Genomic DNA, 25525 nt, shown 5'->3' on the forward strand with positions numbered 1-25525 from the left:
ACAAGACTGCATCTGCCCGCCGGATGCAGTTCATTTCCGCTTTATCTTGATTGTTCATTTTTTTAACCCCATATTAAAAGCAGGGTATAAACCGATTTCAGGAGGATGCCATGGCTTCCGGTTGGGCGAATGACGACGCCGTTAACGAACAGATCAACAGTACCATTGAAGATGCGGTTGCGCGCGCTCGCGGTGAGATTCCGCGCGGCGAAAGTTTGAAGGAGTGCGAAGAATGCGGAGAGCCGATCCCGGAGGCGCGGCGTAAAGCCATTCCAGGCGTAAGGTTATGCATTACCTGCCAGCAGGATAAAGATTCAAAAAATGCCTCACATTCAGGTTATAATCGCAGAGGATCGAAAGATAGCCAGTTACGCTGACTCTCCTTTACCTAAGTTAACCCTGCCTGCACTTACCTTTACGCTCACGGTTTTTAGCGAACCGCGTAGCAAAATGTGCCCTTCATCTTTCTTCTGTAAAGCGCATCCACAAGAAGTGTAAAGCGCTGGTTTGAATTTATTAATATTCAATAAGTTATTTGTCATTCAATTTTTTTGACTGACCACGTCAATTCTCTTCGATTTTATCCCTCAGGAAAAAACGTGATACTTATCACATCGACGGAACATCGTCCCCTTAACAGAAAACACCTGCGAGAGATTAATTATGAAAACCATCAAATATGCTGTAGCTGCTGTTGCCCTGTCCGCTCTGTCTTTCGGCGCATTCGCCGTAGAGCCTGTTTCATCCACTCAGGCCCAGAGCATGAATAAAATCGGTGTGGTAAGTGCAGAAGGCGCGACCACGCTGGACGGCCTGGAAGCCAAGCTGGCTGAGAAAGCCGCTGCTGCCGGTGCAAGCGGATACACCATCACCTCCGCTAACACCAATAACAAGCTGAGCGGTACTGCGGTTATCTACAAATAATCGCCTGAAATGAATGCTGTACCCTCGCCAAACCCTCTGGTGAGCTGCTCCAACCCTCATTGACCCTGTTGTTTGTTACCCTTGCTTGCCCGTCCGCCACTGGACGGGCTTTTTTTTTGCTTAAAACGACTGTGCCACCCGCTGTAACCCCGCTTCCACCGTCTCTACCTCCCCTGTCGCCAGCAAGCAGCAGGCCATTTGCAATTTGATCGACTGTGGGACCGGCACATTTCCGGCCAGGCACTGCGTAATCCAGTGCGCGGTAACCTGCGGATCTTTTGACTCCGGCAGAATCACATCGCTGTTTTCTTCCCCGCGTTCAAGCACAACGCGCGTACCGGCAGAATCGATCAGCATCAGCTGTGGGCAACGCTGCGGATTGGCGTACACCTCCCCTTCTGTTCCGTGCATCAGCAGTGCGCGTCCACCGATTTCGGCAAAGAACTGACCGACGCGCGTCACGTACTCCGGATGAGAAACACTGGAAAGGCGCAGCGCGGCATCCTCAGCAAACGGCGTTGCCAGCTTCGCCAGGGTGTGCGCACTGTTACGCACGCCCATGCGCCAGCGCATGTCCAGCTGCTTTTCCAAAGGCGGGCAGAGCGCACGAACGGGAATATAGACCGGCTGGTTCCCCTCCAGCTTTGCCTGCGCCTGGCCGGCATGGAGAGTCGGTTCAATGCCCAGCAGTTCAAAGATGGTTTCTGTCAGTACGCGCGTGGGATCTTCGCTGACCCCATGAACCACCACCGGGAACCCCAGCTTATGTAACAATATCGCCAGCAGCGGCGTCAGGTTTGCCTGCTTGCGCGCCCCGTTATAGCTCGGGATCACAATCGGCATCGGTTTTGCCACCGGCGGTGTTAAGCGCAGCGTTTGCGCCTGCATCGCCTCGTAGAAACCACGCATCTCCGCTTCGCCTTCGCCTTTGATACGTAGCGCAATCAGGATGCCGCCCATTTCCAGGTCCGGTACCTCGCCGTTGAGCATACGGGTGTAAAGCGCGCGAGCGGTTTCATGGTCCAGGTCACGGGCGTGGTTTTTCCCACGTCCTACCTCTTTGATAATTTTGCGATAATCCACGACATTCCTCCTGACAGCCTATCTTGTTAACACTATAGCCCTGATGAATGGCTATCCGTTAGTTTTTTATCCCTTAAGACAACCTTCTGTTTTAATAGAAAAAAATAAACACAAGCTTTTTTTCAATTATTTGTGATTTCTATAGCAGATTCGTATTCATACATTTTTTGATTAAATAACAAGCGGAAAGTCATTAAGGGTCAACGGTGAAAACGTCCAGGCAACGCTCTCACCCGAAACATATCAGGATTTGCTATGAACAAGGTTGCTTTAGGTTTAATCATCGCCGCAGCGGTGGGATGTTCTGCATCCACGTTTGCGGCAACGAACGGTGAAGGGCAAATAAACTTCACCGGCGAAATTATCGATTCTGCTTGTCAGGTCGTAAATGGATTAAGTAATCCATTAAATGTACAGCTGGGGAAAGTGTCTAAAACGGTATTTACCGGTGCAGGCTCTACCAGCACCTTAACGAAGTTTGATATTCAGTTAACGAATTGTCCTGACACGGTCACCTCCGCCGCCATTAACTTTGGCGGAACACCGGATGCGAATAACAATTCAACGCTTGCCTTAACGCCAGATACCGATGCGGCGACAGGGGTGGCGATTCAGCTGGTGGATGCCTCGCAGCAGCCTGTCAGCCTGTATACGCCGTCTCAGCAGTATCAGTTAACCTCCGGCACGGCAGTTAACGATCTGGAGTTCGGCGCACGCTATATCCAAACCGGCCCGGCAATTACCGCAGGCCCTGCTAACTCCGTTTCAACCTTCACCGTTATTTATAACTGATCTTATCAATCCGGGGATATTAATGCTTTCGCGAGCATTAATATCTTCTCTATTCATTGAGAAATCTTTATGCGCCACGGTTATTTACTGAGCACACTTTTACTGGTAGCAACTGCTTCACATGCTGGGGTCATTATTAACGGCACCCGACTGGTCTATCAGGGAGATAAAAAGGAATCTTCTCTTGGTCTTTCAAATCCAGATGCGACGGATTATCTGGTGCAGTCCTGGGTTGATTCCGGCGGTAAAAACCTGGCCAAAGCCCCGTTCCTGATCACCCCGCCGCTTTTCCGTCTGGATGCGCACGAAGATAACGTTCTGCGCGTGGTGCGTACGGGCGGAAATTTACCGGAAGACAGGGAATCCCTGTACTGGTTGAACATTAAAGCAATCCCTTCCTCAAAACACGTTGAGGGGGTAAATACGCTGCAAATCGCCATTAATACTCGAATCAAATTACTGTATCGCCCGTCTACGGTAAAAGGCAGACCAGAAGATGTGGCGGATAAACTTGAATGGCGCCGTGAAGGGAACGATCTGGTGGTGAATAACCCCACGCCGTTCTATATGAATTTCCAGACCGTTACGCTGAATGGTCATAAAGTCGCGAAAGCCACCTGGGCTGTTCCGAAAACGGAAACGCATTTTGCCTTACCGGGTAATGTCGGGGGTGCGGACGTGACGTATTCCATTATTACCGACTACGGCAGCATCAGCCATACCTGGTCGAAATCCGTTCATTAATTTTTTTCCCGGTAATAAAATAATTATGTACAGCCATAAAAAGCCGTTCACCTGCCGATTGTCTTCATTGCTGGTCATTCTCTGTGGCCTGGCAATGGCGATCTTTGCGCAGCAGGTTATGGCTGATGATTATTTTAACCCTGCCCTGCTGGATATTGATAATCCCCAGCAGGGTAAAACCGATTTGTCCATCTATGAAAAAGGACCAGGTCAGGCGCCGGGGAAATATGAGGTCGCGGTATTTATCAATAATAATAAAATTGATACCCGCAACGTGACCTTTACGCTTCAGAAAGATTCGCAGGGCAACAGCACGCTGCAGCCTTGCTTTAGCCTTGAGGAATTAAAAAGCCTCGGCATCAAAACCAAAAAATTTCCGCAGCTGATGGCCAAAGGCCAGTGTGCTGATTTACATGTCATTCCTTCGGCATCCGCCACCTTTCGCGTTCGCAACCAGCAGCTGCTGATGAGCATCCCTCAAACGGCGCTGGGCCAGGTGCCTCGCGGTTACATTGACCCGAAAGAGTTTGACGAAGGGATCACTGCGGGCCTGCTTAATTACAGCGCCAATGCCAGCCACAGCCGCGCACGACAGCACGGTGAAGAGGACAACAGCAGCCAGTACGTAAACCTGCGCCCAGGCCTGAACGTTGGCGCATGGCGCATTCGCAACTATTCCACCTGGAATCGCAGCACCACGGGCCATGAGGAGGAGCAGAAATTCACCTCCGTTTATACCTATGCGCAACGCGATATTGTGGCAATGAAAAGCGACATCACCGTCGGCCAGAGTTCGTCCCCTGCCGACGTGTTTGACAGCGTTCCCTACACCGGGGTGGAGCTGAAATCCGACAGCGACATGCTGCCGGACAGCGAGAAAGGCTACGCGCCGATTATCCGCGGCACGGCCCACAGCAACGCGCTGGTGGTGGTTCGCCAGAACGGCTACGTCATTTATCAGAACACGGTCGCGCCGGGCGCGTTCGAAATTAACGATCTCTACCCCACCGGCAGCAGCGGCGACCTGCAGGTTACCGTGAAAGAGACCGACGGCAGCGAAAGCCATTTTGTCGTGCCGTTTGCCTCCGTGCCGGTCTTGCAGCGTGAAAAAAACCTGCGCTACAGCGTGACCGCCGGGCGTTATCGTTCCTATGACAACGATGTCGAAAAGACTCCGTTTGCCCAGGGCAGCGCCATCTACGGTTTACCCTACGATATCACCGCCTACGGCGGCGTTCAGCAGAGCAGCCATTATCAGTCTCAGGCGGTGGGCGTCGGGAAAAACATGGGCGATTTAGGCGCCTTCTCCATTGACGTCACTCGCGCCAAAGCCCTGCTGAAAAAACAGCAGGCCAGCAAAGGCCAGTCGTGGCGCGTGCGCTACAGCAAAGATATCGCCCAGTCAGGCACCAACTTCTCGCTGGCCGGCTACCGCTATAACAGCAAAGGGTTTTACACCCTGGAAGACACCATGGAGTCGTATACCCGCTCTGACGACTGGTCTGAACCGCAGCAGCGCCGCGCCCGTACCGAAGCCACCGTCGACCAGACGCTGCCGGAAGGCTGGGGTTCCGTAACCCTGAGCCTGGTGAAAGAGACCTACTGGACCCAGAGCCAGGACATGACATCGGTGAGCGTCAGCTACAACAACAGCTGGCACGGCATGAGCTACAGCCTCAGCTATAGCATGAACAAAAACACCCGCGACAGCGACGAAGACGGCAATGAGGTGACGAACGACAACCAGTTCGCGCTGAGCGTCTCGGTGCCGCTGGACCACTGGATGCATAACACCTGGGCCACCTACAACCTGAACAACACCAAAGATGGCACCACGCAGAATATCGGTCTGAACGGCACGGCGCTGAAAGAAGATAACCTCAACTGGAATATTCAGGAGGGGGTGAGCAGTACCGGCAGCGGCAACTCCACCAGCCTCAACGCCGATTACAAAGCAACGTACGGCGAACTGAGCGGCGGCGTCAGCCAGGACAAATATCAGCAGACCGTGAACGTTGGCCTGCAGGGCGGCGTGGTTGCCCATGCGAACGGCATCACCCTGAGCCAGCCGCTCGGTGAGACCATCGCGCTGGTGAAGGCGCCGGGCACGCACGGAACGCACATCACTAACCAGACCGGCGTTGAAACCGACTTCCGCGGCTACACCGTCGTCCCGTTTGTGACCGCGTATCGCCACAACACCATTGCGCTGGATACCGAAACGCTGCCGGACAATGCCGACGTCACCCACGCCGCTCAGGTCGTCACCCCAACTCGCGGGGCCGTGGTGCGCGCCAGCTTTAACACCCGCGTGGGCAACCGCGTGCTGATGACGCTGACGCACAACGGCAAACCGCTGCCGTTCGGCGCGACGGTTACCACCGAGGATAAGGACAGCGAGTTTATTGTGGGTAATGACGGCCAGACCTATCTTTCGGGTCTGCCGCAGCAGGGGCATCTCGCCGTTTCCTGGGGACAGGACGCGAGCGAGCACTGCATCGCTGACTATGCGCTAACGGATGAGAAAGAGAAAACCAGCATCATTAACGCTGCCGCGCAGTGTCACTGATTCACCGTTCAGGCTAACGACTATGCAAATGATAAAACAGTGCTTTTTCTTACTGATTCTGGGCACCGCGGCATTATTTATGCCGCATGCGAAGGCTGACTGCACTACGCCCGATATGCCGAAAATGATCAACGTTGCCACCATTTCGGTCCCGACGACGCTGGCAGTAGGCGCTACCATTCCCGGTACGGAGCAGACTGTACACGTCGCGGGTAAGTGCAACCATTCTTACGAGAGCGGGATGGAAATCATCTCCTGCTATTACGGAAGTGGTTCGGAGATACCCGGGTTGACCGGCGTTTATGACACAGGCGTGCCTGGAGTCGGCATTGCCTTAAGGAACGACCAGGGCCAGCGCATTTCAGGCGGGGGAAAGGTCGCCTGCGATTCCCGCAGTACGCCCATCGGCTATGTATCGACCGATGGATCTCAGTCCTTTGATTTTAACGTCACGCTTGAACTGGTTAAAACCAGTGATGCGGTACAGTCCGGCACGCTGCTTCAGGCGCAAACAGAGTTCGGTATTGGCGTATATGGCAACGACGGCATTGGTTCACCCAATGTTATCGCCTACGCAGGAAACGTTAACTTCCAGAACGTCACCTGCTCCGTCTCCCCAAAAAACCTGACCATCAATCTGGGCGACTTTCCGGTCAGCGATTTTGTCAGCGTGGGGATGCTATCCAGCCCGGCGCAAAACTTTGACGTGACGGTGAACTGCAACAGCAACGTGCAGCCTGAGGTGAAGGTCACCAGTTCGAACGGCTACGAAACCGGGTTCGAAGGGGTGATCAAACTCACCCAGCAGCCCGGCATGGCTACCGGCGTCGGGGTCAGAATGCTGTTTGACGACCATCTCGCCACCTTTGATACCTACGTGAACACCCAAAGACAGGCAATCGCCAACCAGACGCTGGCGATCCCGTTTGAGGTTCGCTACGAACAAACCAGCAACGTCGTGACGCCAGGCCCGGCCAACACCGTCGCCACCGTTACCCTCGCTTATAAGTGACGCTCATGAAAAAGACAGCTCTGATGCTGGCGCTGGGCCTGATAGCCCAGGCCCACGCCGATGATATTCAGATCCAGATGACGGGGAATATTTACGCCAACACCTGCGTCACTGACAGCGCCAGCCGCAACCTGACGGTGGATTTAGGCCAGGCAGTATCAGGTAATTTTAAAGATGTAGGGGATACCGGGGAGTGGAAAGATTTTTCGCTCTCGGTGTCGCACTGTCCCGCCACGCTGGCGCTTGCCACGGCCTATTTCTACGGTCAGGCAGACAGCGTACACCCGACAAAATTCGCCAACACCGGCAGCGCGAAGGGGCTGGCGCTGGAGCTGGCCGACCGTCAGGACAAGATCCTGATCGCCCCGCAGGCGGCATTTAACGTGCCGATTAACCCGGCTGACCACACGGCCACGTTTCCGCTCTCCGCCCGCTATTACGCCACGTCTATGCCCGTCTCCGCAGGCACGTTCAGCAGCGTGGTGCAGGTGACCTTTACTTACCAGTAGGACCGCGCCCCTTAGCACGGATGCTTTTCCTGCGCCCGGCGGCCAGTTTTGCCGGGCGTTTTTTTACCTCCGGCACCTCCGGCTGCTCAATCGGGAAGATCGGCAGCGCGTTCAGCAGCCTCTGGCCGTAATTTTTGGTGAGCAGACGTTTATCATAGATCACCACCTCTCCCCAGCAGCCGTGGCTACGAATCAGACGCCCGACCTGCTGAATCAGGTTAAACGACGCTGCGGGTAAACTCTGCACCTCAAACGGATAGCGGTTGAGGCTTTTCAGCCACTCGCCCTCGGTGATCACCACCGGGCTGTCGATGGGCGGGAAGGCGATCTTATGGATATGCACCTGCGTCAGGTAATCCCCCTTCAAATCCAGCCCTTCGGCAAAGGACTGTAGCCCCACCAGCACGCTGCGCTCGCCGTTATCAATGCGCTTGCGGTGCGTTTCCACCAGCCGGTAACGGGGCTGGTCGCCCTGCACCAGCAGGAGTAAACGCAGGTCGGTGACGTGCTCCAGGAAGCGCTGCATCGCCCGCCCGCTGGCAAACAGCACCAGCATGCCGGGGTATTTTTTGCTTTCGACCTGCTCGCGGAAGTAGGCCGCCATCTCCGCAATGTGCTGCTCTTCGTTGTCGATAAGCGGCTCGTATTTCATGCGTGGAATGACCAGCTTGCCCTGCTCGCAGTGGTTGAACGGCGAGTCCAGCGCCACAAAACGATCGCCCGCTTTCTCCTTCAGGCCGCTCATCTCCTGCAACCGTGAAAAGCTGTTCAGAGAGCGCAGGGTCGCGGAGGTCACCACCACGTGCGGCACGCTGCGCCAGATCAGCTTTTCCAGCTGATCGGCCACGCGGATGCCCACGCAGTGGAAAAAGAGATGCACCTGCCCGTCCCGCATTTCCCGGGTGGCCCATTTGGTGACCGGCGCGCCCGACGCCTGCGCCATCGAGGCCAGCCGCCAGAGCTTGCTCTGCGCCTCAAACATCCCCAGCGCGCGGTTCATTTGCAGCAGGATGCGGTGCAGCCGCACCACGTCGTGCGAGCCAGTTTTCTCGCTGAGGTCGTTCAGGAACATCTCCGCCAGCCCGCGCAGCTTTTCGAGATGCTTCGCCAGCTGCTGGCAGATCTCCATCACCTCTTCCGGCAACTCGCCCATCGCGAAGCGGTGTTCTGCCTCCTGGGCTGCCGGAAGATAAAGATTGAGGATGTTATTCAGAGACGAGATAAGGCTGTAAACCTCTTCGCAGTGGTCGCTCAGCCGCTCGGGTACCGCCAGCGGCGGCGTGGTTTTCGGGCGAAACTGCTCCATGCAGGTCGCCACCAGTTTGCAGAACAGATCCAGCTGAAGTCGGAACCACGGAGCGGTGATTTCCGCGCTCATCTCCAGCGCGTCCCGCGCCACGTCAGGCAGGTGGTGGCCTTCGTCGAGCACCAGCAACAGGTTTTTCGGCTCCGGCAGCACCGCTTCGCTCTCCAGCGCCGCCATCACCAGCGCGTGGTTGGCGACAACCACCTCCGCTTCCTGGATCTCGCGCCGGGCGACGAAGAACGGGCATTCCCGGTAGTAGTGACAGTTGCGGTTCAGGCAGCTTGCTTTATCGGTACTGAGCCTGCGCCACAGGTCGTCGCTAATCGCCAGGCTGTTGTGATCCCGCAGGCCGTCCCACTTATAGCCGTCGAGCTCGGCTTTCAGCTTTGCGCACTGCTCCTGCTCGGCTTTGTTGTTTGGCGTCAGCTCGTCATCCAGAAAGGCGAGCAGATCCTGCTGCGAGGGCTCGCTGCTGGCCAGCGCCGCCAGGTTACGCGGACAGACGTAGCGCCCGCGCCCAAAGGCGGCGGTGAAGCGGAGATCGGGGATGATTTTGCGCAGCAGGGGCAAATCTTTGCTGAAGATCTGATCCTGCAAGGCCACGTTCGCAGTGCTGACCACCAGCGTTTTGTCCTCTTCCCGCGCAATAGCGATGCCGGGAATGAGATACGACAGGGTTTTCCCGACGCCGGTCGGGGCTTCAATCGCCAGATGTCGCCCGTCGTCCCCGGCGAGCGTTTTTGCCACGTCGGCAATCATCTGCCGCTGCGGCGCTCGGGGGATAAAATCGGGGATCTGCTGCTGAAGCGCCTTATACCAGGCGCCTATTTGCGCTTTCAGCGCCGCGGTTAAAGCCATTGGAAAACCTGAAATACTGTATAAACAGCCACTATTGTGGCACTTTCTCTTCGCCGTCGCAAAAAGAAAAGCCCGGCTTTACGACCGGGCTTCCAGATTACTGCGGGTTAGCAGGCTTGCGCGGGCGGCGTCGGCGCTGCCCCTCGCCTGCCGGTTTCCCTTCGCCGCTGCGCCACGGGCTTTCACCGGCCGGCTTGCCGTCGTTATTACGACGCGGCGGTTTGCCGGATGACTTCGGCGCGCCGCCTTCAGCACGACGCGGCTGCTGGCCGCGACCACCGCCACCCTGACCGCGACCGCCGCCCTGACGACCGTTCTGAATCGGCTCGGCTTTGATGGACGGATCCACTTCATAGCCCGGGGTTTCGATGCGCGGGATCTCTTTCTTCAGCAGGCGTTCGATGTCGCGCAGCAGCTTGTGCTCGTCCACGCAGACCAGAGAGAGCGCCTCACCTGTTGCTGCCGCACGGCCGGTACGACCGATACGGTGAACGTAATCTTCCGGCACGTTTGGCAGCTCGTAGTTCACCACGTGCGGCAGCTCTTCAATATCGAGGCCACGGGCAGCGATGTCGGTCGCCACCAGCACGCGGATGTCGCCGGACTTGAAGTCCGCCAGCGCACGGGTACGCGCGCCCTGGCTCTTGTTACCGTGGATCGCCGCGCTGCGGATGCCGTCTTTATTCAGCTGTTCCGCCAGGTGGTTGGCACCGTGCTTGGTGCGGGTAAAGACCAGCACCTGCTGCCAGTTGCCCTGACCGATCATCTGGGAGAGCAGCTCCCGCTTGCGCTTTTTATCCACAAAGTGAACGTGCTGCGTCACCTGCTCGGAAGCGGTGTTGCGGCGCGCCACTTCCACTTCCAGCGGGTTATGCAGCAGCTTTTCGGCCAGCGCCTTGATCTCATCGGAGAAGGTCGCGGAGAAGAGCAGGTTCTGGCGACGCGGCGGCAGCTTCGCCAGCACGCGACGAATATCATGAATGAAGCCCATATCGAGCATGCGGTCGGCTTCGTCCAGCACCAGAATTTCAATGCTGTCGAGCTTCACCGCGTTCTGGTGTTCCAGATCCAGCAGACGGCCCGGCGTTGCCACCAGCACGTCCACGCCGCCGCGCAGCTTCATCATCTGCGGGTTAATGCTCACGCCACCGAAAACCACCAGCGAGCGAATGTTGAGATAGCGGCTGTACTCACGCACGTTCTCGCCAATCTGGGCTGCCAGCTCGCGGGTTGGGGTGAGGATCAGCGCGCGCACCGGACGACGGCCTTTGGCGTGCGGCTGGTTTTTTACCAGCAGCTCTAACAGCGGCAGGGTAAAGCCCGCGGTTTTACCGGTGCCGGTCTGGGCGCTGGCCATCAGGTCATGGCCCTGAAGCACGGCCGGAATAGCCTGCTGCTGGATAGGGGTTGGCTCAACGTAGCCCTGCTCTGCGATCGCGCGCAGAATTTCCGGGTTCAGGCCAAGGGAATCAAAAGACATAAAAACTCCGAACCGCCCCGACCATCACAGGTGTAGTTTTCAGGGAGATATCACGAATAGAAGGACAAAAACCACAATGTCGCGAAGGTGCGGAGTGTAGCAGCTTTTGTGACGTGGCGCATAAAATATCCCTGTCGTATCCCTCGACGATTTAGCGATTCAGGTATAATTTTAATCAATCGATTGATTAATTTTTAATGCCGACATGAATACGACACCGACGACAACCAAAGGTGAACAGGCCAAAAGCCAGCTTATCGCCGCCGCGCTGGCGCAGTTTGGCGAGTATGGCCTGCATGCCACCACGCGGGATATCGCCGCCCAGGCCGGGCAAAACATTGCGGCCATTACCTACTATTTTGGCTCAAAAGAGGATTTATACCTCGCCTGCGCCCAGTGGATTGCCGATTTTATCGGCAACAATTTTCGCCCACACGTTGAGGAGGCCTGCGCGCTGCTGAGCCAGCCGACGCCGGATCGTACCGCTATCAGGCAACTTATTCTCAATGCCTGCCACAATATGATCCGCCTGCTGACGCACGACGATACGCTCAACCTGAGCAAATTTATCTCCCGCGAGCAGCTCTCCCCCACTGCCGCTTATCAGCTGGTACACGATCAGGTGATTGCCCCAATGCACACCCATCTGACCCGGCTGATTGCCGCCTACACCGGGCGGGACGCCAGCGATACCGACACCATTTTGCATACCCACGCTCTGCTGGGCGAAATTCTCGCCTTCCGTCTGGGGCGTGAAACCATCCTGTTACGCACAGGCTGGGCACAATTCGATGAGGATAAAGCCGCGCAGATTAGCCAGGTCATCACCTGTCATCTCGATCTGATCCTGCAAGGCTTAACGCAAAGGAGCCTGAAGTGATGAAAAAACCTGTCGCCATCGTTCTGGTGGTTGTTGTTTTGCTTGCCGCGGGAATCGGTGGCTGGCTGTGGTATCAGAGCCAGCAGGATCGGGGCCTGACGCTGTACGGTAACGTGGATATTCGCACGGTGAATATGAGCTTCCGCGTCGGCGGACGTCTCGCCTCGCTGAGCGTTGACGAAGGCGATGCCATCAAAGCCGGGCAGACGCTGGGCGTGCTGGATAAAGCCCCCTTTGAGAACGCGCTGATGCAGGCAAAAGCCGGCGTCTCCGTCGCCCAGGCGCAGTATGACCTGATGCTGGCGGGCTATCGCGATGAGGAGATTGCCCAGGCCGCTGCCGCCGTTAAGCAGGCCAAAGCCGCCTACGACTACGCGCAGAACTTCTATAACCGCCAGCAGGGGCTGTGGAAAAGCCGCACCATTTCCGCCAACGATCTGGAAAACGCGCGGTCATCCCGCGACCAGGCGCAGGCGACGCTGAAATCCGCGCAGGATAAATTAAGCCAGTACCGCTCCGGTAACCGCGAGCAGGACATCGCCCAGGCGAAGGCCAGCCTCGAGCAGGCGCAGGCGCAGCTTGCCCAGGCGGAGCTGGATCTGCACGACACTATCTTAACCGCCCCGTCTGACGGCACGCTGATGACCCGCGCGGTAGAGCCGGGCAGCATGCTCAGCGCGGGCAGTACCGTCTTGACGCTGTCCTTAACCCGTCCGGTATGGGTGCGGGCCTACATTGATGAGCCGAATCTCGGCCAGATGCAGCCGGGCCGCGAGCTGCTGCTTTATACCGACGGTCGCCCGGATAAGCCGTATCACGGTAAAGTGGGCTTTGTCTCCCCTACCGCCGAATTCACGCCGAAAACGGTAGAAACGCCGGACCTGCGTACCGACCTGGTGTATCGCCTTCGCATCATCGTGACCGACGCGGACGACGCGCTGCGTCAGGGCATGCCTGTTACCGTGACCTTAAACGACGGGGAACGACATGAATGATGCGGTTATCCAGCTCAAAAATCTGGTCAAACGCTTCCCCGGAATGGATAAACCGGCGGTCGCGCCGCTGAACTGCACCATTCAAAAAGGCTACGTGACCGGACTGGTGGGCCCGGACGGCGCGGGCAAAACCACGCTGATGCGGATGCTGGCGGGGCTGCTGAAGCCGGATGAAGGCTCGGCCAGCGTGCTTGGCCTTGACCCGATAAAAGACGACGGCGCGCTCCACGCCATGCTCGGCTATATGCCGCAGAAGTTTGGCCTGTACGAAGATCTGACGGTGATGGAGAACCTCAATCTGTACGCCGACCTGCGCAGCGTCACCGGTGAAACCCGGCAGAAAACCTTCGCCCGACTGCTCGAATTTACCTCCCTCGGCCCGTTCACCGACCGGCTGGCGGGCAAGCTTTCCGGCGGGATGAAGCAGAAACTGGGGCTGGCCTGTACGCTGGTGGGCGAACCAAAAGTGCTGTTGCTCGATGAGCCCGGCGTCGGCGTGGACCCGATTTCCCGCCGCGAGCTGTGGCAGATGGTGCACGAGCTGGCGGGCGACGGGATGCTGATCCTCTGGAGCACCTCCTACCTCGACGAAGCGGAGCAGTGCCGTGACGTACTGCTGATGAACGAAGGCGAACTGCTCTATCAGGGCGAACCGACCGAGCTGACGCACACCATGGCCGGGCGCAGTTTTCTGCTGCACAGCCCGCAGGAGTCCAACCGCAGGCTGCTGCAGCGGGTGCTGAAGCTGCCGCAGGTGAGCGACGGGATGATTCAGGGCCGCTCGGTGCGCGTGATCCTCAAAAAAGAGGCCACCGTCGACGATATTCGCCGTGCGCCGGGCATGCCTGAGATTGAAATGGACGAGACCGCCCCGCGCTTTGAAGATGCGTTTATCGATCTTCTGGGCGGTGCAGGCACATCGGAATCGCCCCTTGGCGCGATCCTGCACACGGTGGAAGGCACGCCGGGCGAAACGGTGATCGAAGCAAAATCGCTCACCAAAAAATTCGGGGACTTCGCCGCCACCGACAACGTCAACTTTGCGGTGAAGCGCGGCGAGATATTTGGCCTGCTCGGGCCGAACGGCGCGGGAAAATCGACCACCTTTAAGATGATGTGCGGCCTGCTGGTCCCGACGTCCGGCAAGGCGCTGGTGCTGGACATGGATCTCAAGGTCAGTTCCGGCAAAGCGCGCCAGCATCTCGGCTATATGGCGCAGAAGTTCTCGCTGTACGGCAACCTGACGGTCGAGCAGAATCTGCGCTTTTTCTCTGGGGTGTACGGCCTGCGCGGGCGGGCGCAGAATGAAAAAATCCGCCGCATGAGCGACGCCTTCGGGTTAACGAATATTGCGTCCCACGCCACCGACGAGCTGCCGCTCGGCTTTAAGCAGAGGCTGGCGCTGGCCTGCTCGCTGATGCACGAGCCGGATATCCTGTTTCTTGATGAACCCACGTCAGGCGTGGACCCCCTCACCCGCCGTGAATTCTGGCTGCATATCAATAGCATGGTGGAAAAAGGCGTGACCGTGATGGTCACCACCCACTTTATGGACGAGGCAGAGTATTGCGACCGCATCGGGCTGGTCTACCGCGGCAAGCTGATTGCCCACGGCACGCCGGACGACCTGAAAGCGCAGGCCGCCGACGACGCACAGCCAGATCCGACCATGGAGCAGGCGTTTATCACCCTCATCCACGACTGGGACAAGGAGAATGCTCATGCGCAGTAACGCCCTTTCCTGGCGCCGGGTGCGCGCCCTGTGCATCAAAGAGACGCGGCAGATCGTGCGCGATCCCAGCAGCTGGCTGATTGCGGTGGTGATCCCCCTGCTGCTGCTGTTTATCTTTGGCTACGGCATTAACCTCGACTCCAGCAAGCTGCGGGTCGGTATTTTGCTGGAGCAGCAGAGCGAAGAGGCGCTGGACTTCACCCATGCCATGACCGGCTCACCCTACATTGACGCCACCGTCAGCGACAACCGGCAGGAACTGATCCAGAAAATGCAGGCCGGGAAAATTCGCGGCCTGATCGTCATCCCGGTGGATTTCGCCGCCAACATGGCGCGCCCGGGTGCCGATGCGCCGATTCAGGTGATTACCGACGGCAGCGAGCCGAACACTGCCAACTTCGTGCAGGGCTATGCGGAGGGGATCTGGCAGCTCTGGCAGATGCAGCGCGCCGAAGATCGGGGCGAGACGTTTGAACCGCTCATCGATGTGCAGACGCGCTACTGGTTTAACCCCGCCGCCATCAGCCAGCACTTTATTATTCCGGGGGCGGTGACCATCATTATGACGGTGATTGGCGCGATCCTCACCTCGCTGGTCATCGCCCGCGAGTGGGAGCGCGGCACTATGGAGGCGCTGCTCTCCACCGAGGTGACGCGGGTTGAGCTGCTGCTGTGCAAGCTCATCCCCTACTACTTCCTCGGCATGCTGGCGATGCTGCTCTGCATGCTGGTCGCGGTCTTTATTCTTGGCGTGCCTTACCGCGGCTCGCTGGTGGTACTGTTCTTTATCACCAGCCTGTTTTTACTGAGCACGCTGGGGATGGGGCTGCTCATCTCCACCATCACCCGCAACCAGTTTAACGCCGCCCAGGTAGCGCTCAACGCCGCCTTCCTGCCATCGATTATGCTCTCCGGTTTTATCTTCCAGATAGACAGCATGCCGGCGGTGATCCGCGCTGTGACCTACATCATTCCGGCGCGCTACTTCGTGAGCACGCTGCAGAGCCTGTTCCTGGCTGGGAATATTCCGGTGGTGCTGATTATCAATACCCTGTTTTTGCTGGCGTCGGCGGTGATGTTTATCGGGTTGACGTGGCTGAAAACCAAACGGCGACTGGATTAAGGAGCGCACATGTTTCACCGCTTATGGACATTGATCCGCAAAGAGCTGCAGTCCCTGCTGCGCGAGCCGCAAACCCGCGCCATTCTGGTGCTGCCGGTGCTGCTTCAGGTTTTATTGTTCCCGTTTGCCGCCACCCTTGAGGTAACTAACGCCACCATTGCCATTTATAATGAAGACAACGGCAAACACGCCGTCGAGCTGACGCAGCGTTTTGCCCGGGCGAAGGCCTTTACCCACATCCTGCTGCTGAAAAGCCCGCAGGAGATCCAGCCCACTATCGACACGCAAAAAGCGCTGCTGCTGGTGCGTTTCCCGGCGGATTTCTCTCGCAATCTGGATACCTTCCAGACCGCGCCGATGCAGCTGATCCTCGACGGTCGCAACTCCAACAGCGCCCAGATAGCGGCCAACTACCTGCAGCAGATAGTGAAGGAGTATCAGCAGGAGCTGATGGAGGGCAAACCGAAGCCTAATAACAGCGAGCTGGTGGTGCGCAACTGGTACAACCCGAATCTGGACTACAAGTGGTTTGTGGTGCCGTCGCTGATCGCCATGATCACCACCATCGGGGTGATGATCGTGACCTCTCTGTCCGTGGCCCGCGAGCGCGAACAGGGCACGCTGGATCAGCTGCTGGTTTCCCCGCTCGCCACCTGGCAGATTTTCGTCGGCAAAGCGGTGCCGGCGCTGATCGTCGCCACCTTCCAGGCCACCATCGTGCTGGGGGTGGGAATTTGGGCCTACGAGATCCCGTTCGCCGGATCGCTGGCGCTGTTTTACTTCACGATGGTGATTTACGGGCTGTCGCTGGTGGGGTTTGGGCTGCTGATTTCAGCGCTCTGCTCCACGCAGCAGCAGGCGTTTATCGGGGTATTCGTCTTTATGATGCCAGCGATTCTGCTCTCCGGGTACGTGTCGCCCGTCGAGAACATGCCGGTGTGGCTGCAGGATTTAACGTGGATAAACCCGATTCGACACTTTACGGATATCACCAAGCAGATCTATCTGAAGGATGCGAGTCTGGACATTGTGTGGGGAAGTTTGTGGCCGCTACTGGTCATAGCGGCCACGACGGGGTCAGTGGCCTATGCGATGTTTAGACGCAACATTGCGTAGCTTTTTCTCTTTAGTGAGCAGCGACACTACCGCTGGCCCTGCAAGGATTGCCAGACCCGCGAGGGCCAGCAGCAGGTTGTTTTGCAGCACGCGTGAAAGCAGCCACAGCACGATCATCGCGGCACCAAAGTACCAGGTGGTGGTGAGCTCTTCGAGCACATCACCCACCTCGCGCCAGCGCGCGTCATGGTGGCGCTGTAAGAACAGCATCGACAGCACGGTGACGCCATAGAGGACGCATAGCCCTAAGCCAACACGCACCAGCGTGCCGCTCATCAAGCCCATCACCAGTACGGCCACGACCAGTAAATGCAACATTATCTGCCAGCAACTCAAACCCGTTGCGACACGAACACGTTGTTGCCACTTCATGGCTTCTCTCCTGAAGGATTTTTCTCTGCTTAATCAGACTACCGCACTTTACGGAAAATTCCGTAACGCCGCATCTTTTTGTGACGCCGACTACACTTTATTTTCATCGGGATAGTCACCCAGGAAGGTGTTTATGAGCAAAAAAACGCAGCATTTCTCGCTTAAGGTGCTGACGATAAACATTCATAAGGGCTTCACAGCATTTAACCGCCGCTTCATTTTACCGGAGCTGCGCGACGCGGTACGCACCGTCAGCGCGGACATTGTCTGCCTGCAGGAGGTGATGGGCGCGCACGAGGTACACCCCATGCATTTTGAAAACTGGCCCGATACGCCGCACTATGAATTCCTGGCCGACACCATGTGGAGCGATTACGCTTACGGCCGCAACGCGGTCTATCCGGAAGGCCATCACGGTAATGCGGTGCTGTCGCGTTTTCCTATAGAACATTATGAGAACCGGGACGTTTCCGTCGGGGAGAGCGAAAAGCGCGGGCTGCTTTACTGCCGCATCACGCCGCCGGAACTTGACGTTCCGGTTCACGTGGGCTGCGTTCACCTCGGACTGCGTGAAGCCCACCGCCAGGCGCAGCTGCAGATGCTGGCGGACTGGACCAATGCGCTGCCGGAAGGCGAACCCGTGGTGGTCGCAGGGGATTTTAACGACTGGCGGCAGCGCGCCAACCATCCGCTGAAGGTCAAAGCGGGACTGGAGGAAATTTTCACCCGGGCACATGGTCGTCCCGCACGGACGTTTCCGGTGCGCTTCCCCCTGCTGCGCCTGGACCGCATCTACGTGAAAAATGCGCATGCCAGCAGCCCGACGGCGCTGGCGTTACTGAACTGGCGACATCTTTCCGACCATGCCCCGCTGAGCGCGGAGATCCACTTATGAAATGCACATGGCAGGAAGGTAACCGTATTACGCTGCTGGAAAACGGCGATAACTTTTATCCGGCGGTCTTTGAGGCGATTAGCCACGCACAGCAGAAAGTCTACCTTGAAACGTTTATCTGGTTTGAAGACGACGTTGGCAGGCAGCTGCACAGCGTACTGCTGCATGCCGCCCGGCGCGGGATACAAATCGAGGCCCTGCTCGATGGATATGGCTCGCCGGATCTTAGCGATGAATTTGTTAACGAGCTCACCGCCGCCGGCGTGGTGTTCCGCTACTACGATCCCGGTCCGCGTCTGTTCGGCATGCGCACCAACCTGTTCCGCCGCATGCACCGCAAAATCGTCGTAGTGGACGAAACGGTGGCGTTCGTGGGCGGCATTAACTACTCCGCCGAGCATATGTCGGATTACGGCCCGGAGGCCAAGCAGGACTACGCGATCCGCATTGAGGGACCGGTGGTTCAGGACATCCAGCTGTTCGTGCTGGAAAACTTGCCCGGTAAAGAGGCCGCTCGCCGCTGGTGGCGACGCCGTCATCGCCCGGAAGAGAACCGCAAGCCCGGCGAAGCGCAGGCGCTGTTTGTCTGGCGGGACAACGAGGAGCATCGGGACGATATTGAACGTCATTACCTGAAGATGCTGGCCAATGCGAAGCGCGAAGTGATTATCGCCAACGCCTATTTCTTCCCCGGCTACCGTATTCTGCACGCCATGCGCAACGCGGCCCGACGCGGCGTGAGCGTTAAACTGATTGTGCAGGGCGAGCCGGATATGCCGATTGTGAAGGTGGGCGCGCGCCTGCTCTACCGCTACCTGGTGAAAAGCGGCGTGCAGATATATGAATACCGCCGCCGCCCACTGCACGGCAAAGTGGCCGTCATGGATGACCACTGGGCAACCGTCGGCTCCAGTAACCTCGATCCGCTGAGCCTGTCGCTTAACCTGGAAGCGAACCTGATCATCCACGACCGTCAGTTTAACCAGACCCTGCGGGATAACCTTCAGGGACTTATCCATAAGGACTGCGTACGGGTGGATGAGTCCATGGTACCGAAACGGAGCTGGTGGAACGTTGGCATCGGCGTGGTGGTGTTCCACTTCCTGCGCCACTTCCCGGCGATGGTCGGTTGGCTGCCGGCGCATACGCCGAAGCTGGCGCAGGTTGATCCGCCGGTACAACCTGAAATGGAAACCCAGGACCGCGTTGAAGCGGAAGATGGAGGCAAACCCTGATGTCAAAATCTCATCCTCGCTGGCGGCTGGCGAAAAAAATCCTCACCTGGGTATTCTTTATCGCGGTCGCGGTACTGCTGGTGGTCTACGCGCAGAAAGTGGACTGGGAAGAGGTGTGGAAGGTTATCCGCAACTATAACCAGCTGGTGCTGCTGGGTGCCGTAGGGCTGGTTATCGTCAGCTACCTGATGTACGGCTGCTACGACCTGCTCGGTCGCGCCTACTGCGGCCACAAGCTGGCTAAACGTCAGGTGATGCTGGTGTCGTTTATCTGCTACGCCTTCAACCTGACGCTGAGCACCTGGGTGGGCGGCATCGGCATGCGCTATCGCCTGTACTCGCGTCTCGGATTACCGGGTGGCACCATCACCCGCATTTTCTCGCTGAGTATTACCACCAACTGGCTGGGGTATATCCTGCTGGGTGGAGTGATTTTCACCATCGGCGTGGTGCAGCTGCCCGCGCACTGGTATATCGACGAGGCCACGCTGCGCATTCTCGGCATCGTGCTGCTGCTGATCATCGCCGTGTATCTGTGGGCCTGCGCCTTTGCCAAACGCCGCCATATGACCATTAAAGGGCAGAAACTGGTACTGCCGTCGTGGAAGTTCGCGGTGCTGCAGATGGCGGTATCCAGCGCCAACTGGATGGCGATGGGGGCGATCATCTGGCTGTTGATTGGCGAGGACGTGAACTACTTCTTCGTGCTGGGCGTGCTGCTGGTGAGCAGTATCGCCGGCGTTATCGTGCATATCCCGGCAGGGATTGGGGTGCTGGAGGCGGTGTTTATCGCGCTGCTGGCCGGAGAACATGTTTCACAGGGGACGATTATTGCCGCCCTGCTCGCCTACCGCATGCTCTATTACTTCCTGCCGCTGGCGCTGGCAACGGTCTGTTATCTGGTGCTGGAGAGCCGGGCGAAAAAGTTACGGGCGAAAAATGAGAAGGCAATGGCGAAATAAAAGCAAAACGGCAACTTTGTTGCCGTTTTTAGTGTTTGTTCCCTCTCCCGTGGGAGAGGGTCAGGGTGAGGGCACCAGACCGCACCGCCACCCGGTAAAGCAACCTCAGCGACGGTTGCCGAAAATCCGCAGCAGCATCAGGAACAGGTTGATAAAGTCCAGATAGAGCGTCAGCGCACCCAGAATCGAGTATTTGCGCAGGTTGGAACTGTCGCGCACGTCGATCTGCTCGCCGATGTTTTTCAGCTTCTGAGTGTCGTAGGCCGTCAAGCCAACGAAGACCACCACCCCGATATAGGTCACGGCCCACATCAGCGCGTCGCTCTTCAGCCACAGGTTCACCAGCGATGCCAGCACAATCCCGATCAGCCCCATAAACAGCATATTACCTAAGCCGCTCAGGTCACGTTTAGTGGTGTAACCGTACAGGCTCATCACGCCGAACATCCCGCCGGTCACCACGAAGGTGCTGGCGATGGAGGAGTAGGTGTAGACGATGAAAATGCTGGAGAGCGTCAAACCGGTCAGCGCCGAATAGAGCATAAACAGCGTGGTCGCCATTCCGGCACTGAGTTTCTGCACCAGGCCGGAAAGCACAAACACCAGCGCCAGCTGTGCGATAATCAGCCCAAAGAAGGTGATTTTGCTGGAGAAGATAAACATCATCAGCTCAGGCGTGTTCGCCGCATACCACGCGATAAACGCGGTAAGCAGCAGGCCGACCGTCATCCAGCCGTACACCTGCGCCATATACGTCTGCAGCCCGCTACGGGTCTGCTGTACTATTGAATCGGAACGCGGAAATCGGTCCATGATTCACTCCTGATTAAGGTTAAGAAGACACACACGTTAAGAGTAACACATCCACGTAAACCGACTACCAACGGCTGGCGGCCTGTTTATCGCTGTCGCGAGATTCCACCCAGCGGTCGCCTTCCGGCGTGGCTTCGCGCTTCCAGAACGGCGCTTTGGTTTTGAGGTAATCCATAATGAACTCCCCTGCCGCAAAGGCGCTACCGCGGTGCGCGCTGGTCACGCCGACAAAGACAATCTCTTCGCCGGGCCACATCTCGCCGATGCGGTGGATCACCGTGACCCGCCCGAGCGGCCAACGGCCTCGCGCTTCATCCACAATTGCCGCCAGCGATTTCTCCGTCATGCCCGGATAGTGCTCCAGCGTCAGCGCTTTTACGCTGTCGCCGAGATTGTGGTTACGCACTTTACCGGTGAACGTAACGACCGCGCCGTCTTCATCGCGCTCCGCCAGCCAGTCATATTCTGTACCGACGTTAAAGCGCTCGGGACCGACCAGAATTCGGGTTTCAGCCATCTTAGCCCCCTGTGACCGGCGGGAAGAAGGCCACTTCATCCCCTTCAGTCAGCGGGTGGGTGAACTCCACCAGCGTCTGGTTAACGGCCGCCAGCAGCTTGCCTTCGTCGAGCGCCAGCGCCCAGCGGTCGCTTTGTGCCGCCAGGTGCGCGCGCAGGGAGGCGACGTTTTCAAAAGAGGCGTCCAGCGTCAGGCTGTCGGTATTAACCAGCTCACGCACCTGGGCGAAAAAGAGCACCTTAATCATGGCTGTCCACCTTAAAATCGCCGGATTTGCCGCCGCTTTTTGCCAGCAGACGAACCGGGCCAATCACCATATCTTTCTGCACCGCTTTGCACATGTCGTAGATGGTCAGCGCGGCGACGGAGGCTGCCGTCAGGGCTTCCATCTCCACGCCGGTTTTGCCGGTTAAGCGGCAGAGGGACTCAATACGCACGCGGTTGTGCTCCGGCTGCGCCTGCAGGTTCACTTCCACCTTGCTCAGCATCAGCGGATGGCAGAGCGGGATGAGGTCCCAGGTCCGTTTTGCAGCCTGAATACCGGCGATGCGGGCGGTGGCAAAGACGTCGCCCTTATGGTTGCTGCCGTCGATAATCATCGCCAGCGTCTCAGGCAGCATGGTGACGAATGCCTCAGCACGCGCCTCGCGCACCGTTTCGGCCTTGGCGGAGACATCCACCATATGCGCTTCGCCAGCGGCGTTAATGTGGGTCAGTTGTGACATAGTTTACTTCTTCAAATGGGGATGAAAATTACACGGACGGGTACGGGCATCCAGCTGCGGGGCAATAATATTTTCCCATGCGGTGCGGCAGGCTTTGGTCGAGCCCGGCATGGCGAAAATCAGCGTGTTGTTTGCCATGCCGGCCACCGCGCGCGACTGCAGCGTGGAGGTGCCAATCTCTTCAAAGGAGAGCATGCGGAACACTTCGCCGAAGCCTTCCACCTCGCGGTCAAACAGCGGGATTAGCGCCTCGGGGGCCTGATCGCCCGCGGTTAAGCCGGTGCCGCCGGTGATCAGCACCACCTGCACCTCAGCACTGGCGATCCACTGAGAGACCTGCGCGCGAATGGCGTAGCGGTTCTCTTTCACAATCGCTTTATCGACGATGGTATGCCCCGCGTCATGGGCCGCCTCACGCAGCCAGTGGCCGGAGGTATCGTCCTCTTCGCCACGGCGGTCGGAAACGGTAAGAATAGCAATGCGTGTCGGGATAAATTCTGCGCTGACCTGACTCATCTTCTGGTTCCTTCTAAAGACTGATTACCCGCCGATGTAGGACAGGTTCTGAGTAATGCCGGTATTGCCCTGATGCAGGAAGTGGGTCTGTTTTTTGTGCGTCAGCGCCTCGGAAATGCGTGCTTGAAGTGCGCCCTGCTGCGCATCGTCTTCCAGCAGATCGCGAAGATCCACGCCACCGTCGCCAAACAGGCAGAGATGGAGTTTGCCGACCGACGATACGCGCAGGCGGTTACAGCTGGCGCAGAAGTCTTTTTCATAGGGCATGATAAGCCCAATCTCGCCTTCGTAATCCGGGTGACAGAAGACCTGTGCCGGGCCGTCGCTGCGCTGGCGGATCTGGTGGATCCAGCCGCGTTTCAGCAACTCGTCGCGCAACACCATGCCGGAGATGTGATGGCGGCGGAATAGCTCGCTGCCCTCGCCCGTTTCCATCAGCTCGATAAAACGCAGTTGAATGGGACGGGATTTAATCCACGCCAGGAAGGTGTCCAGCTGATGGTGGTTTACGTCGCGCATCAGCACCGTGTTGACTTTGACCTTTTCGAACCCGGCGGTAAACGCCGCATCGATGCCGTCCATGACTTGGCGGAACTTGTCCTGACCGGTAATGGCGTGAAACTGGCGTGCGTCGAGGCTGTCCACGCTGACGTTGATCGCGGTTAGGCCAGCGTCGCGCCAGTTGGCCACGTCACGCGCCATGCGGTAACCGTTGGTGGTCACCGCGATCTGGCGGATGCGTTCGTTTTCGCGTACGGCGGCAATGATGTCGGGGAAATCGCGGCGCAGGGAGGGTTCGCCACCGGTCAGACGGACTTTTTCGGTACCGAGCTCAGAGAACGCACGCGTGACGCGGCGCACTTCATCCACGGAGAGAAAGCCATTATTGGTGACGCTGCCCGGCTTGTAGCCATCGGGCAGGCAGTAGGTGCAACGGAAGTTGCACACATCGGTAATCGACAGACGCAAGTAGTAAAACTTACGCGCGAAAGCATCAGTAAGTTGTGAAGCCATGTACACCTTTCCAGATCGGGAGGCACAGTCATTTCTTTCTGTACCCTGGTGGCAAATCCGCCACGGCCAGGGCGCCATATCATTCGACACAGGCGCCAAGGCTAGAGTGTATGTTTTCAGTTTTGAAAACGTGGTTATGGCGATAGTAGCGTGGAAATCGACACTCCGCCATTGTCGCTTTTCGCTATATAATTATGTATATAGCGATTCAGTCCTGCATTTTCGCTACAGAATACCTAAAAACCGCATTTTCGCATTGATATACGTCATTTTGCATTGGGTGAGGCATCGTCTTTTGGGGGTAGTTAGGTTACTGTTACGCGATCGAACGTGATAAGGAATACGTATGCGCAATCGCACTTTTGCGGATCTTGACCGAGTGGTCGCTCTTGGCGGAGGCCACGGCCTGGGCCGCGTCATGTCTTCTTTGTCGTCACTGGGCTCACGGCTGACAGGGATAGTGACAACCACCGACAACGGCGGCTCAACCGGGCGGATCAGGCGGGCTGAAGGCGGCATTGCCTGGGGAGATATGCGCAACTGCCTGAACCAGTTAATTACCGAGCCGAGCGTCGCGTCGGCGATGTTTGAGTACCGTTTTGGCGGCAATGGCGAACTTTCCGGGCATAACCTCGGAAATCTGATGTTAAAGGCGCTGGATCACCTGAGCGTACGGCCTCTGGAAGCCATCAACTTAATCCGTAATCTGCTCAAGGTGGACGCATTCCTGATCCCCATGTCTGAACAACCGGTTGACTTGATGGCAATCGATGCCGAAGGGCATGAAGTTTACGGCGAGGTGAATATTGACCAGCTCCTCCTGCCGCCAACGGAGTTGATGACCTATCCGAGCGTACCCGCCACGCGGGAAGCGGTAGAGGCCATTGGTGAAGCGGATCTTATCCTGATCGGTCCAGGCAGTTTTTATACCAGCCTGATGCCCATTCTGCTGGTAAAAGAGCTGGCGCAGGCGCTGCGTCGCACCCCTGCCCCGATGGTCTATATCGGTAACCTGGGCCGTGAGCTGAGCCCGGCAGCGGCGAGCCTGTCGCTGGCGGACAAGCTGGACCTGATGGAGCAGTACGTCGGTAAGAAAATTATCGACGGTGTCGTGGTTGGGCCGAAAGTGGATGTGTCAGGTATTGGCGATCGCGTGGTGGTGCAGGAGCCGCTGGAAGCCAGTGATATTAAATATCGTCACGACCGCCACCTGCTGCGCGAGGCGCTGGAGAAAGCGATTCAGGCGTTGGGTTAGGTTCGCTTTGTGCGGCCTGATGCCCTCACCCCAGCCCTCTCCCACTGTACGGTCCGGGGACATAGTGAACACTTGTTTGGGGACATGGTAGACACTTA

At 57.5% G+C, this 25525-nt stretch carries 26 protein-coding genes and 1 riboswitch; of the genes, 16 read left to right on the forward strand and 10 right to left on the reverse strand.

Going from position 1 to position 25525, the window contains the following annotated elements; all coding sequences use genetic code 11:
* Positions 1-110: 110 nt before the first annotated feature.
* Both IM313_RS13505 and ybiJ read left to right on the forward strand, forming a co-directional pair.
* Positions 111-377 (forward strand): DksA/TraR family C4-type zinc finger protein, encoded by a 267-nt coding sequence (locus tag IM313_RS13505; RefSeq protein WP_028012442.1) that lies wholly within the window; start codon positions 111-113, stop codon positions 375-377.
* Between the two features lie 286 nt (positions 378-663).
* The gene (gene ybiJ, locus IM313_RS13510; RefSeq protein ID WP_014883102.1) at positions 664-924 is read left to right on the forward strand and encodes a DUF1471 family protein YbiJ; all 261 of its coding nucleotides are present in this window, start codon (positions 664-666) and stop codon (positions 922-924) included.
* Positions 925-1044: 120 nt separating this feature from the next.
* Here the strand turns inward: ybiJ and ybiB are convergent, their stop codons facing one another.
* Entirely contained in the window at positions 1045-2007 is a 963-nt protein-coding gene (ybiB, locus tag IM313_RS13515; RefSeq protein WP_048999192.1) for a DNA-binding protein YbiB, read from the reverse strand.
* 255 nt (positions 2008-2262) lie between these two features.
* Between ybiB and IM313_RS13520 the strand changes: the two genes are divergently transcribed.
* The 5 genes from IM313_RS13520 (at position 2263) to IM313_RS13540 (ending at position 7633) form a co-directional block, all read left to right on the forward strand.
* Positions 2263-2799 carry a fimbrial protein gene (locus tag IM313_RS13520; RefSeq protein ID WP_028012440.1) on the forward strand — a complete coding sequence of 179 codons (537 nt, stop codon included), beginning with the start codon at positions 2263-2265 and terminating at the stop codon, positions 2797-2799.
* A 69-nt stretch (positions 2800-2868) separates the two neighbouring features.
* Complete coding sequence (locus tag IM313_RS13525; RefSeq protein ID WP_048999193.1) at positions 2869-3543, forward strand: molecular chaperone; 675 nt, start codon at positions 2869-2871, stop codon at positions 3541-3543.
* A 25-nt stretch (positions 3544-3568) separates the two neighbouring features.
* Complete coding sequence (locus IM313_RS13530) at positions 3569-6112, forward strand: fimbria/pilus outer membrane usher protein (RefSeq protein WP_192972096.1); 2544 nt, start codon at positions 3569-3571, stop codon at positions 6110-6112.
* Positions 6113-6134: 22 nt separating this feature from the next.
* Entirely contained in the window at positions 6135-7124 is a 990-nt protein-coding gene (locus tag IM313_RS13535; protein WP_192972097.1) for a fimbrial protein, read from the forward strand.
* A gap of 5 nt (positions 7125-7129) precedes the next feature.
* Positions 7130-7633 carry a fimbrial protein gene (locus tag IM313_RS13540; RefSeq protein WP_048999205.1) on the forward strand — a complete coding sequence of 168 codons (504 nt, stop codon included), beginning with the start codon at positions 7130-7132 and terminating at the stop codon, positions 7631-7633.
* Here IM313_RS13540 and dinG read toward each other — a convergent pair.
* On the reverse strand, positions 7620-9797 hold the full coding sequence (gene dinG / locus IM313_RS13545; protein WP_192972098.1) for an ATP-dependent DNA helicase DinG: 2178 nt from the start codon (positions 9795-9797) through the stop codon (positions 7620-7622). The genes IM313_RS13540 and dinG overlap by 14 nt on opposite strands.
* A gap of 97 nt (positions 9798-9894) precedes the next feature.
* Complete coding sequence (gene rhlE / locus IM313_RS13550; RefSeq protein ID WP_192972099.1) at positions 9895-11277, reverse strand: ATP-dependent RNA helicase RhlE; 1383 nt, start codon at positions 11275-11277, stop codon at positions 9895-9897.
* Between the two features lie 205 nt (positions 11278-11482).
* Here rhlE and cecR point away from each other — a divergent pair, with 205 nt between their 5' ends.
* The 5 genes from cecR to IM313_RS13575 are packed head-to-tail and all read left to right on the forward strand — an operon-like array spanning position 11483 to position 17123.
* Positions 11483-12157, forward strand: coding sequence for a transcriptional regulator CecR (gene cecR, locus IM313_RS13555; protein ID WP_045630915.1), 675 nt, complete (start codon positions 11483-11485; stop codon positions 12155-12157).
* Positions 12157-13152, forward strand: coding sequence for a secretion protein HlyD (gene hlyD, locus IM313_RS13560; RefSeq protein WP_049136972.1), 996 nt, complete (start codon positions 12157-12159; stop codon positions 13150-13152). The genes cecR and hlyD overlap by 1 nt, the downstream gene beginning before the upstream one ends.
* Positions 13145-14884, forward strand: a complete 1740-nt coding sequence (locus tag IM313_RS13565; RefSeq protein ID WP_192972100.1) for an ATP-binding cassette domain-containing protein — start codon at positions 13145-13147, stop codon at positions 14882-14884. Before hlyD ends, IM313_RS13565 begins: the two co-directional genes overlap by 8 nt.
* Entirely contained in the window at positions 14874-16007 is a 1134-nt protein-coding gene (locus IM313_RS13570; protein WP_028012430.1) for an ABC transporter permease, read from the forward strand. Before IM313_RS13565 ends, IM313_RS13570 begins: the two co-directional genes overlap by 11 nt.
* Before the next feature lie 9 nt (positions 16008-16016).
* Positions 16017-17123: an ABC transporter permease gene (locus tag IM313_RS13575; RefSeq protein WP_041910726.1), complete on the forward strand. Its 1107-nt coding sequence runs from the start codon at positions 16017-16019 to the stop codon at positions 17121-17123.
* Here IM313_RS13575 and IM313_RS13580 read toward each other — a convergent pair.
* Positions 17085-17495 (reverse strand): YbhQ family protein, encoded by a 411-nt coding sequence (locus IM313_RS13580; RefSeq protein ID WP_028012428.1) that lies wholly within the window; start codon positions 17493-17495, stop codon positions 17085-17087. The genes IM313_RS13575 and IM313_RS13580 overlap by 39 nt on opposite strands.
* Before the next feature lie 133 nt (positions 17496-17628).
* Between IM313_RS13580 and IM313_RS13585 the strand changes: the two genes are divergently transcribed.
* From IM313_RS13585 to IM313_RS13595, 3 genes are read left to right on the forward strand one after another with little or no spacing between them, the layout of a single operon-like run.
* On the forward strand, positions 17629-18390 hold the full coding sequence (locus IM313_RS13585; RefSeq protein WP_041910727.1) for an endonuclease/exonuclease/phosphatase family protein: 762 nt from the start codon (positions 17629-17631) through the stop codon (positions 18388-18390).
* Positions 18387-19625 (forward strand): cardiolipin synthase ClsB, encoded by a 1239-nt coding sequence (clsB, locus tag IM313_RS13590; protein WP_192972101.1) that lies wholly within the window; start codon positions 18387-18389, stop codon positions 19623-19625. The genes IM313_RS13585 and clsB overlap by 4 nt, the downstream gene beginning before the upstream one ends.
* On the forward strand, positions 19625-20587 hold the full coding sequence (locus IM313_RS13595; protein ID WP_192972102.1) for a YbhN family protein: 963 nt from the start codon (positions 19625-19627) through the stop codon (positions 20585-20587). The genes clsB and IM313_RS13595 overlap by 1 nt, the downstream gene beginning before the upstream one ends.
* 105 nt (positions 20588-20692) lie before the next feature.
* Here IM313_RS13595 and IM313_RS13600 read toward each other — a convergent pair whose 3' ends face one another.
* The 6 genes from IM313_RS13600 to moaA all read right to left on the reverse strand — a co-directional run bounded on the left by IM313_RS13600 (position 20693) and on the right by moaA (position 24172).
* Positions 20693-21400 (reverse strand): Bax inhibitor-1/YccA family protein, encoded by a 708-nt coding sequence (locus tag IM313_RS13600; RefSeq protein ID WP_010428846.1) that lies wholly within the window; start codon positions 21398-21400, stop codon positions 20693-20695.
* 64 nt (positions 21401-21464) lie between these two features.
* Complete coding sequence (moaE, locus tag IM313_RS13605; protein ID WP_028012424.1) at positions 21465-21917, reverse strand: molybdopterin synthase catalytic subunit MoaE; 453 nt, start codon at positions 21915-21917, stop codon at positions 21465-21467.
* Between the two features lies 1 nt (position 21918).
* Entirely contained in the window at positions 21919-22164 is a 246-nt protein-coding gene (gene moaD, locus IM313_RS13610; protein ID WP_192972103.1) for a molybdopterin synthase sulfur carrier subunit, read from the reverse strand.
* Positions 22157-22642: a cyclic pyranopterin monophosphate synthase MoaC gene (gene moaC / locus IM313_RS13615; RefSeq protein WP_192972104.1), complete on the reverse strand. Its 486-nt coding sequence runs from the start codon at positions 22640-22642 to the stop codon at positions 22157-22159. The genes moaD and moaC overlap by 8 nt, the downstream gene beginning before the upstream one ends.
* A 3-nt stretch (positions 22643-22645) precedes the next feature.
* Positions 22646-23158 (reverse strand): molybdenum cofactor biosynthesis protein B, encoded by a 513-nt coding sequence (gene moaB / locus IM313_RS13620; RefSeq protein WP_192972105.1) that lies wholly within the window; start codon positions 23156-23158, stop codon positions 22646-22648.
* A 24-nt stretch (positions 23159-23182) separates the two neighbouring features.
* Positions 23183-24172, reverse strand: coding sequence for a GTP 3',8-cyclase MoaA (gene moaA / locus IM313_RS13625; protein ID WP_059357980.1), 990 nt, complete (start codon positions 24170-24172; stop codon positions 23183-23185).
* Positions 24160-24293, reverse strand: a riboswitch (molybdenum cofactor riboswitch). It overlaps the preceding gene by 13 nt.
* A 225-nt stretch (positions 24294-24518) precedes the next feature.
* On the opposite strand from moaA, the gene yvcK reads away from it, so the two are divergent.
* The gene (gene yvcK, locus IM313_RS13630) at positions 24519-25427 is read left to right on the forward strand and encodes a uridine diphosphate-N-acetylglucosamine-binding protein YvcK (protein WP_136343011.1); all 909 of its coding nucleotides are present in this window, start codon (positions 24519-24521) and stop codon (positions 25425-25427) included.
* Positions 25428-25525 lie beyond the last annotated feature (98 nt).

It is taken from the genome of Enterobacter cloacae complex sp. P2B, from assembly GCF_014895985.1.
Classification (GTDB): domain Bacteria; phylum Pseudomonadota; class Gammaproteobacteria; order Enterobacterales; family Enterobacteriaceae; genus Enterobacter; species Enterobacter bugandensis.

What these genes read in the sequence shown, in the direction of transcription:
- IM313_RS13505 (WP_028012442.1), top strand. Translation starts at nt 111, where the DNA reads ATGGCTTCCGGTTGGGCGAATGACGACGCCGTTAACGAACAGATCAAC.
- ybiJ (WP_014883102.1), top strand. Translation starts at nt 664, where the DNA reads ATGAAAACCATCAAATATGCTGTAGCTGCTGTTGCCCTGTCCGCTCTG.
- IM313_RS13520 (WP_028012440.1), top strand. Translation starts at nt 2,263, where the DNA reads ATGAACAAGGTTGCTTTAGGTTTAATCATCGCCGCAGCGGTGGGATGT.
- IM313_RS13525 (WP_048999193.1), top strand. Translation starts at nt 2,869, where the DNA reads ATGCGCCACGGTTATTTACTGAGCACACTTTTACTGGTAGCAACTGCT.
- IM313_RS13530 (WP_192972096.1), top strand. Translation starts at nt 3,569, where the DNA reads ATGTACAGCCATAAAAAGCCGTTCACCTGCCGATTGTCTTCATTGCTG.
- IM313_RS13535 (WP_192972097.1), top strand. Translation starts at nt 6,135, where the DNA reads ATGCAAATGATAAAACAGTGCTTTTTCTTACTGATTCTGGGCACCGCG.
- IM313_RS13540 (WP_048999205.1), top strand. Translation starts at nt 7,130, where the DNA reads ATGAAAAAGACAGCTCTGATGCTGGCGCTGGGCCTGATAGCCCAGGCC.
- dinG (WP_192972098.1), bottom strand. Translation starts at nt 9,797, where the DNA reads ATGGCTTTAACCGCGGCGCTGAAAGCGCAAATAGGCGCCTGGTATAAG.
- rhlE (WP_192972099.1), bottom strand. Translation starts at nt 11,277, where the DNA reads ATGTCTTTTGATTCCCTTGGCCTGAACCCGGAAATTCTGCGCGCGATC.
- cecR (WP_045630915.1), top strand. Translation starts at nt 11,483, where the DNA reads ATGAATACGACACCGACGACAACCAAAGGTGAACAGGCCAAAAGCCAG.
- hlyD (WP_049136972.1), top strand. Translation starts at nt 12,157, where the DNA reads ATGAAAAAACCTGTCGCCATCGTTCTGGTGGTTGTTGTTTTGCTTGCC.
- IM313_RS13565 (WP_192972100.1), top strand. Translation starts at nt 13,145, where the DNA reads ATGAATGATGCGGTTATCCAGCTCAAAAATCTGGTCAAACGCTTCCCC.
- IM313_RS13570 (WP_028012430.1), top strand. Translation starts at nt 14,874, where the DNA reads ATGCGCAGTAACGCCCTTTCCTGGCGCCGGGTGCGCGCCCTGTGCATC.
- IM313_RS13575 (WP_041910726.1), top strand. Translation starts at nt 16,017, where the DNA reads ATGTTTCACCGCTTATGGACATTGATCCGCAAAGAGCTGCAGTCCCTG.
- IM313_RS13580 (WP_028012428.1), bottom strand. Translation starts at nt 17,495, where the DNA reads ATGAAGTGGCAACAACGTGTTCGTGTCGCAACGGGTTTGAGTTGCTGG.
- IM313_RS13585 (WP_041910727.1), top strand. Translation starts at nt 17,629, where the DNA reads ATGAGCAAAAAAACGCAGCATTTCTCGCTTAAGGTGCTGACGATAAAC.
- clsB (WP_192972101.1), top strand. Translation starts at nt 18,387, where the DNA reads ATGAAATGCACATGGCAGGAAGGTAACCGTATTACGCTGCTGGAAAAC.
- IM313_RS13595 (WP_192972102.1), top strand. Translation starts at nt 19,625, where the DNA reads ATGTCAAAATCTCATCCTCGCTGGCGGCTGGCGAAAAAAATCCTCACC.
- IM313_RS13600 (WP_010428846.1), bottom strand. Translation starts at nt 21,400, where the DNA reads ATGGACCGATTTCCGCGTTCCGATTCAATAGTACAGCAGACCCGTAGC.
- moaE (WP_028012424.1), bottom strand. Translation starts at nt 21,917, where the DNA reads ATGGCTGAAACCCGAATTCTGGTCGGTCCCGAGCGCTTTAACGTCGGT.
- moaD (WP_192972103.1), bottom strand. Translation starts at nt 22,164, where the DNA reads ATGATTAAGGTGCTCTTTTTCGCCCAGGTGCGTGAGCTGGTTAATACC.
- moaC (WP_192972104.1), bottom strand. Translation starts at nt 22,642, where the DNA reads ATGTCACAACTGACCCACATTAACGCCGCTGGCGAAGCGCATATGGTG.
- moaB (WP_192972105.1), bottom strand. Translation starts at nt 23,158, where the DNA reads ATGAGTCAGGTCAGCGCAGAATTTATCCCGACACGCATTGCTATTCTT.
- moaA (WP_059357980.1), bottom strand. Translation starts at nt 24,172, where the DNA reads ATGGCTTCACAACTTACTGATGCTTTCGCGCGTAAGTTTTACTACTTG.
- yvcK (WP_136343011.1), top strand. Translation starts at nt 24,519, where the DNA reads ATGCGCAATCGCACTTTTGCGGATCTTGACCGAGTGGTCGCTCTTGGC.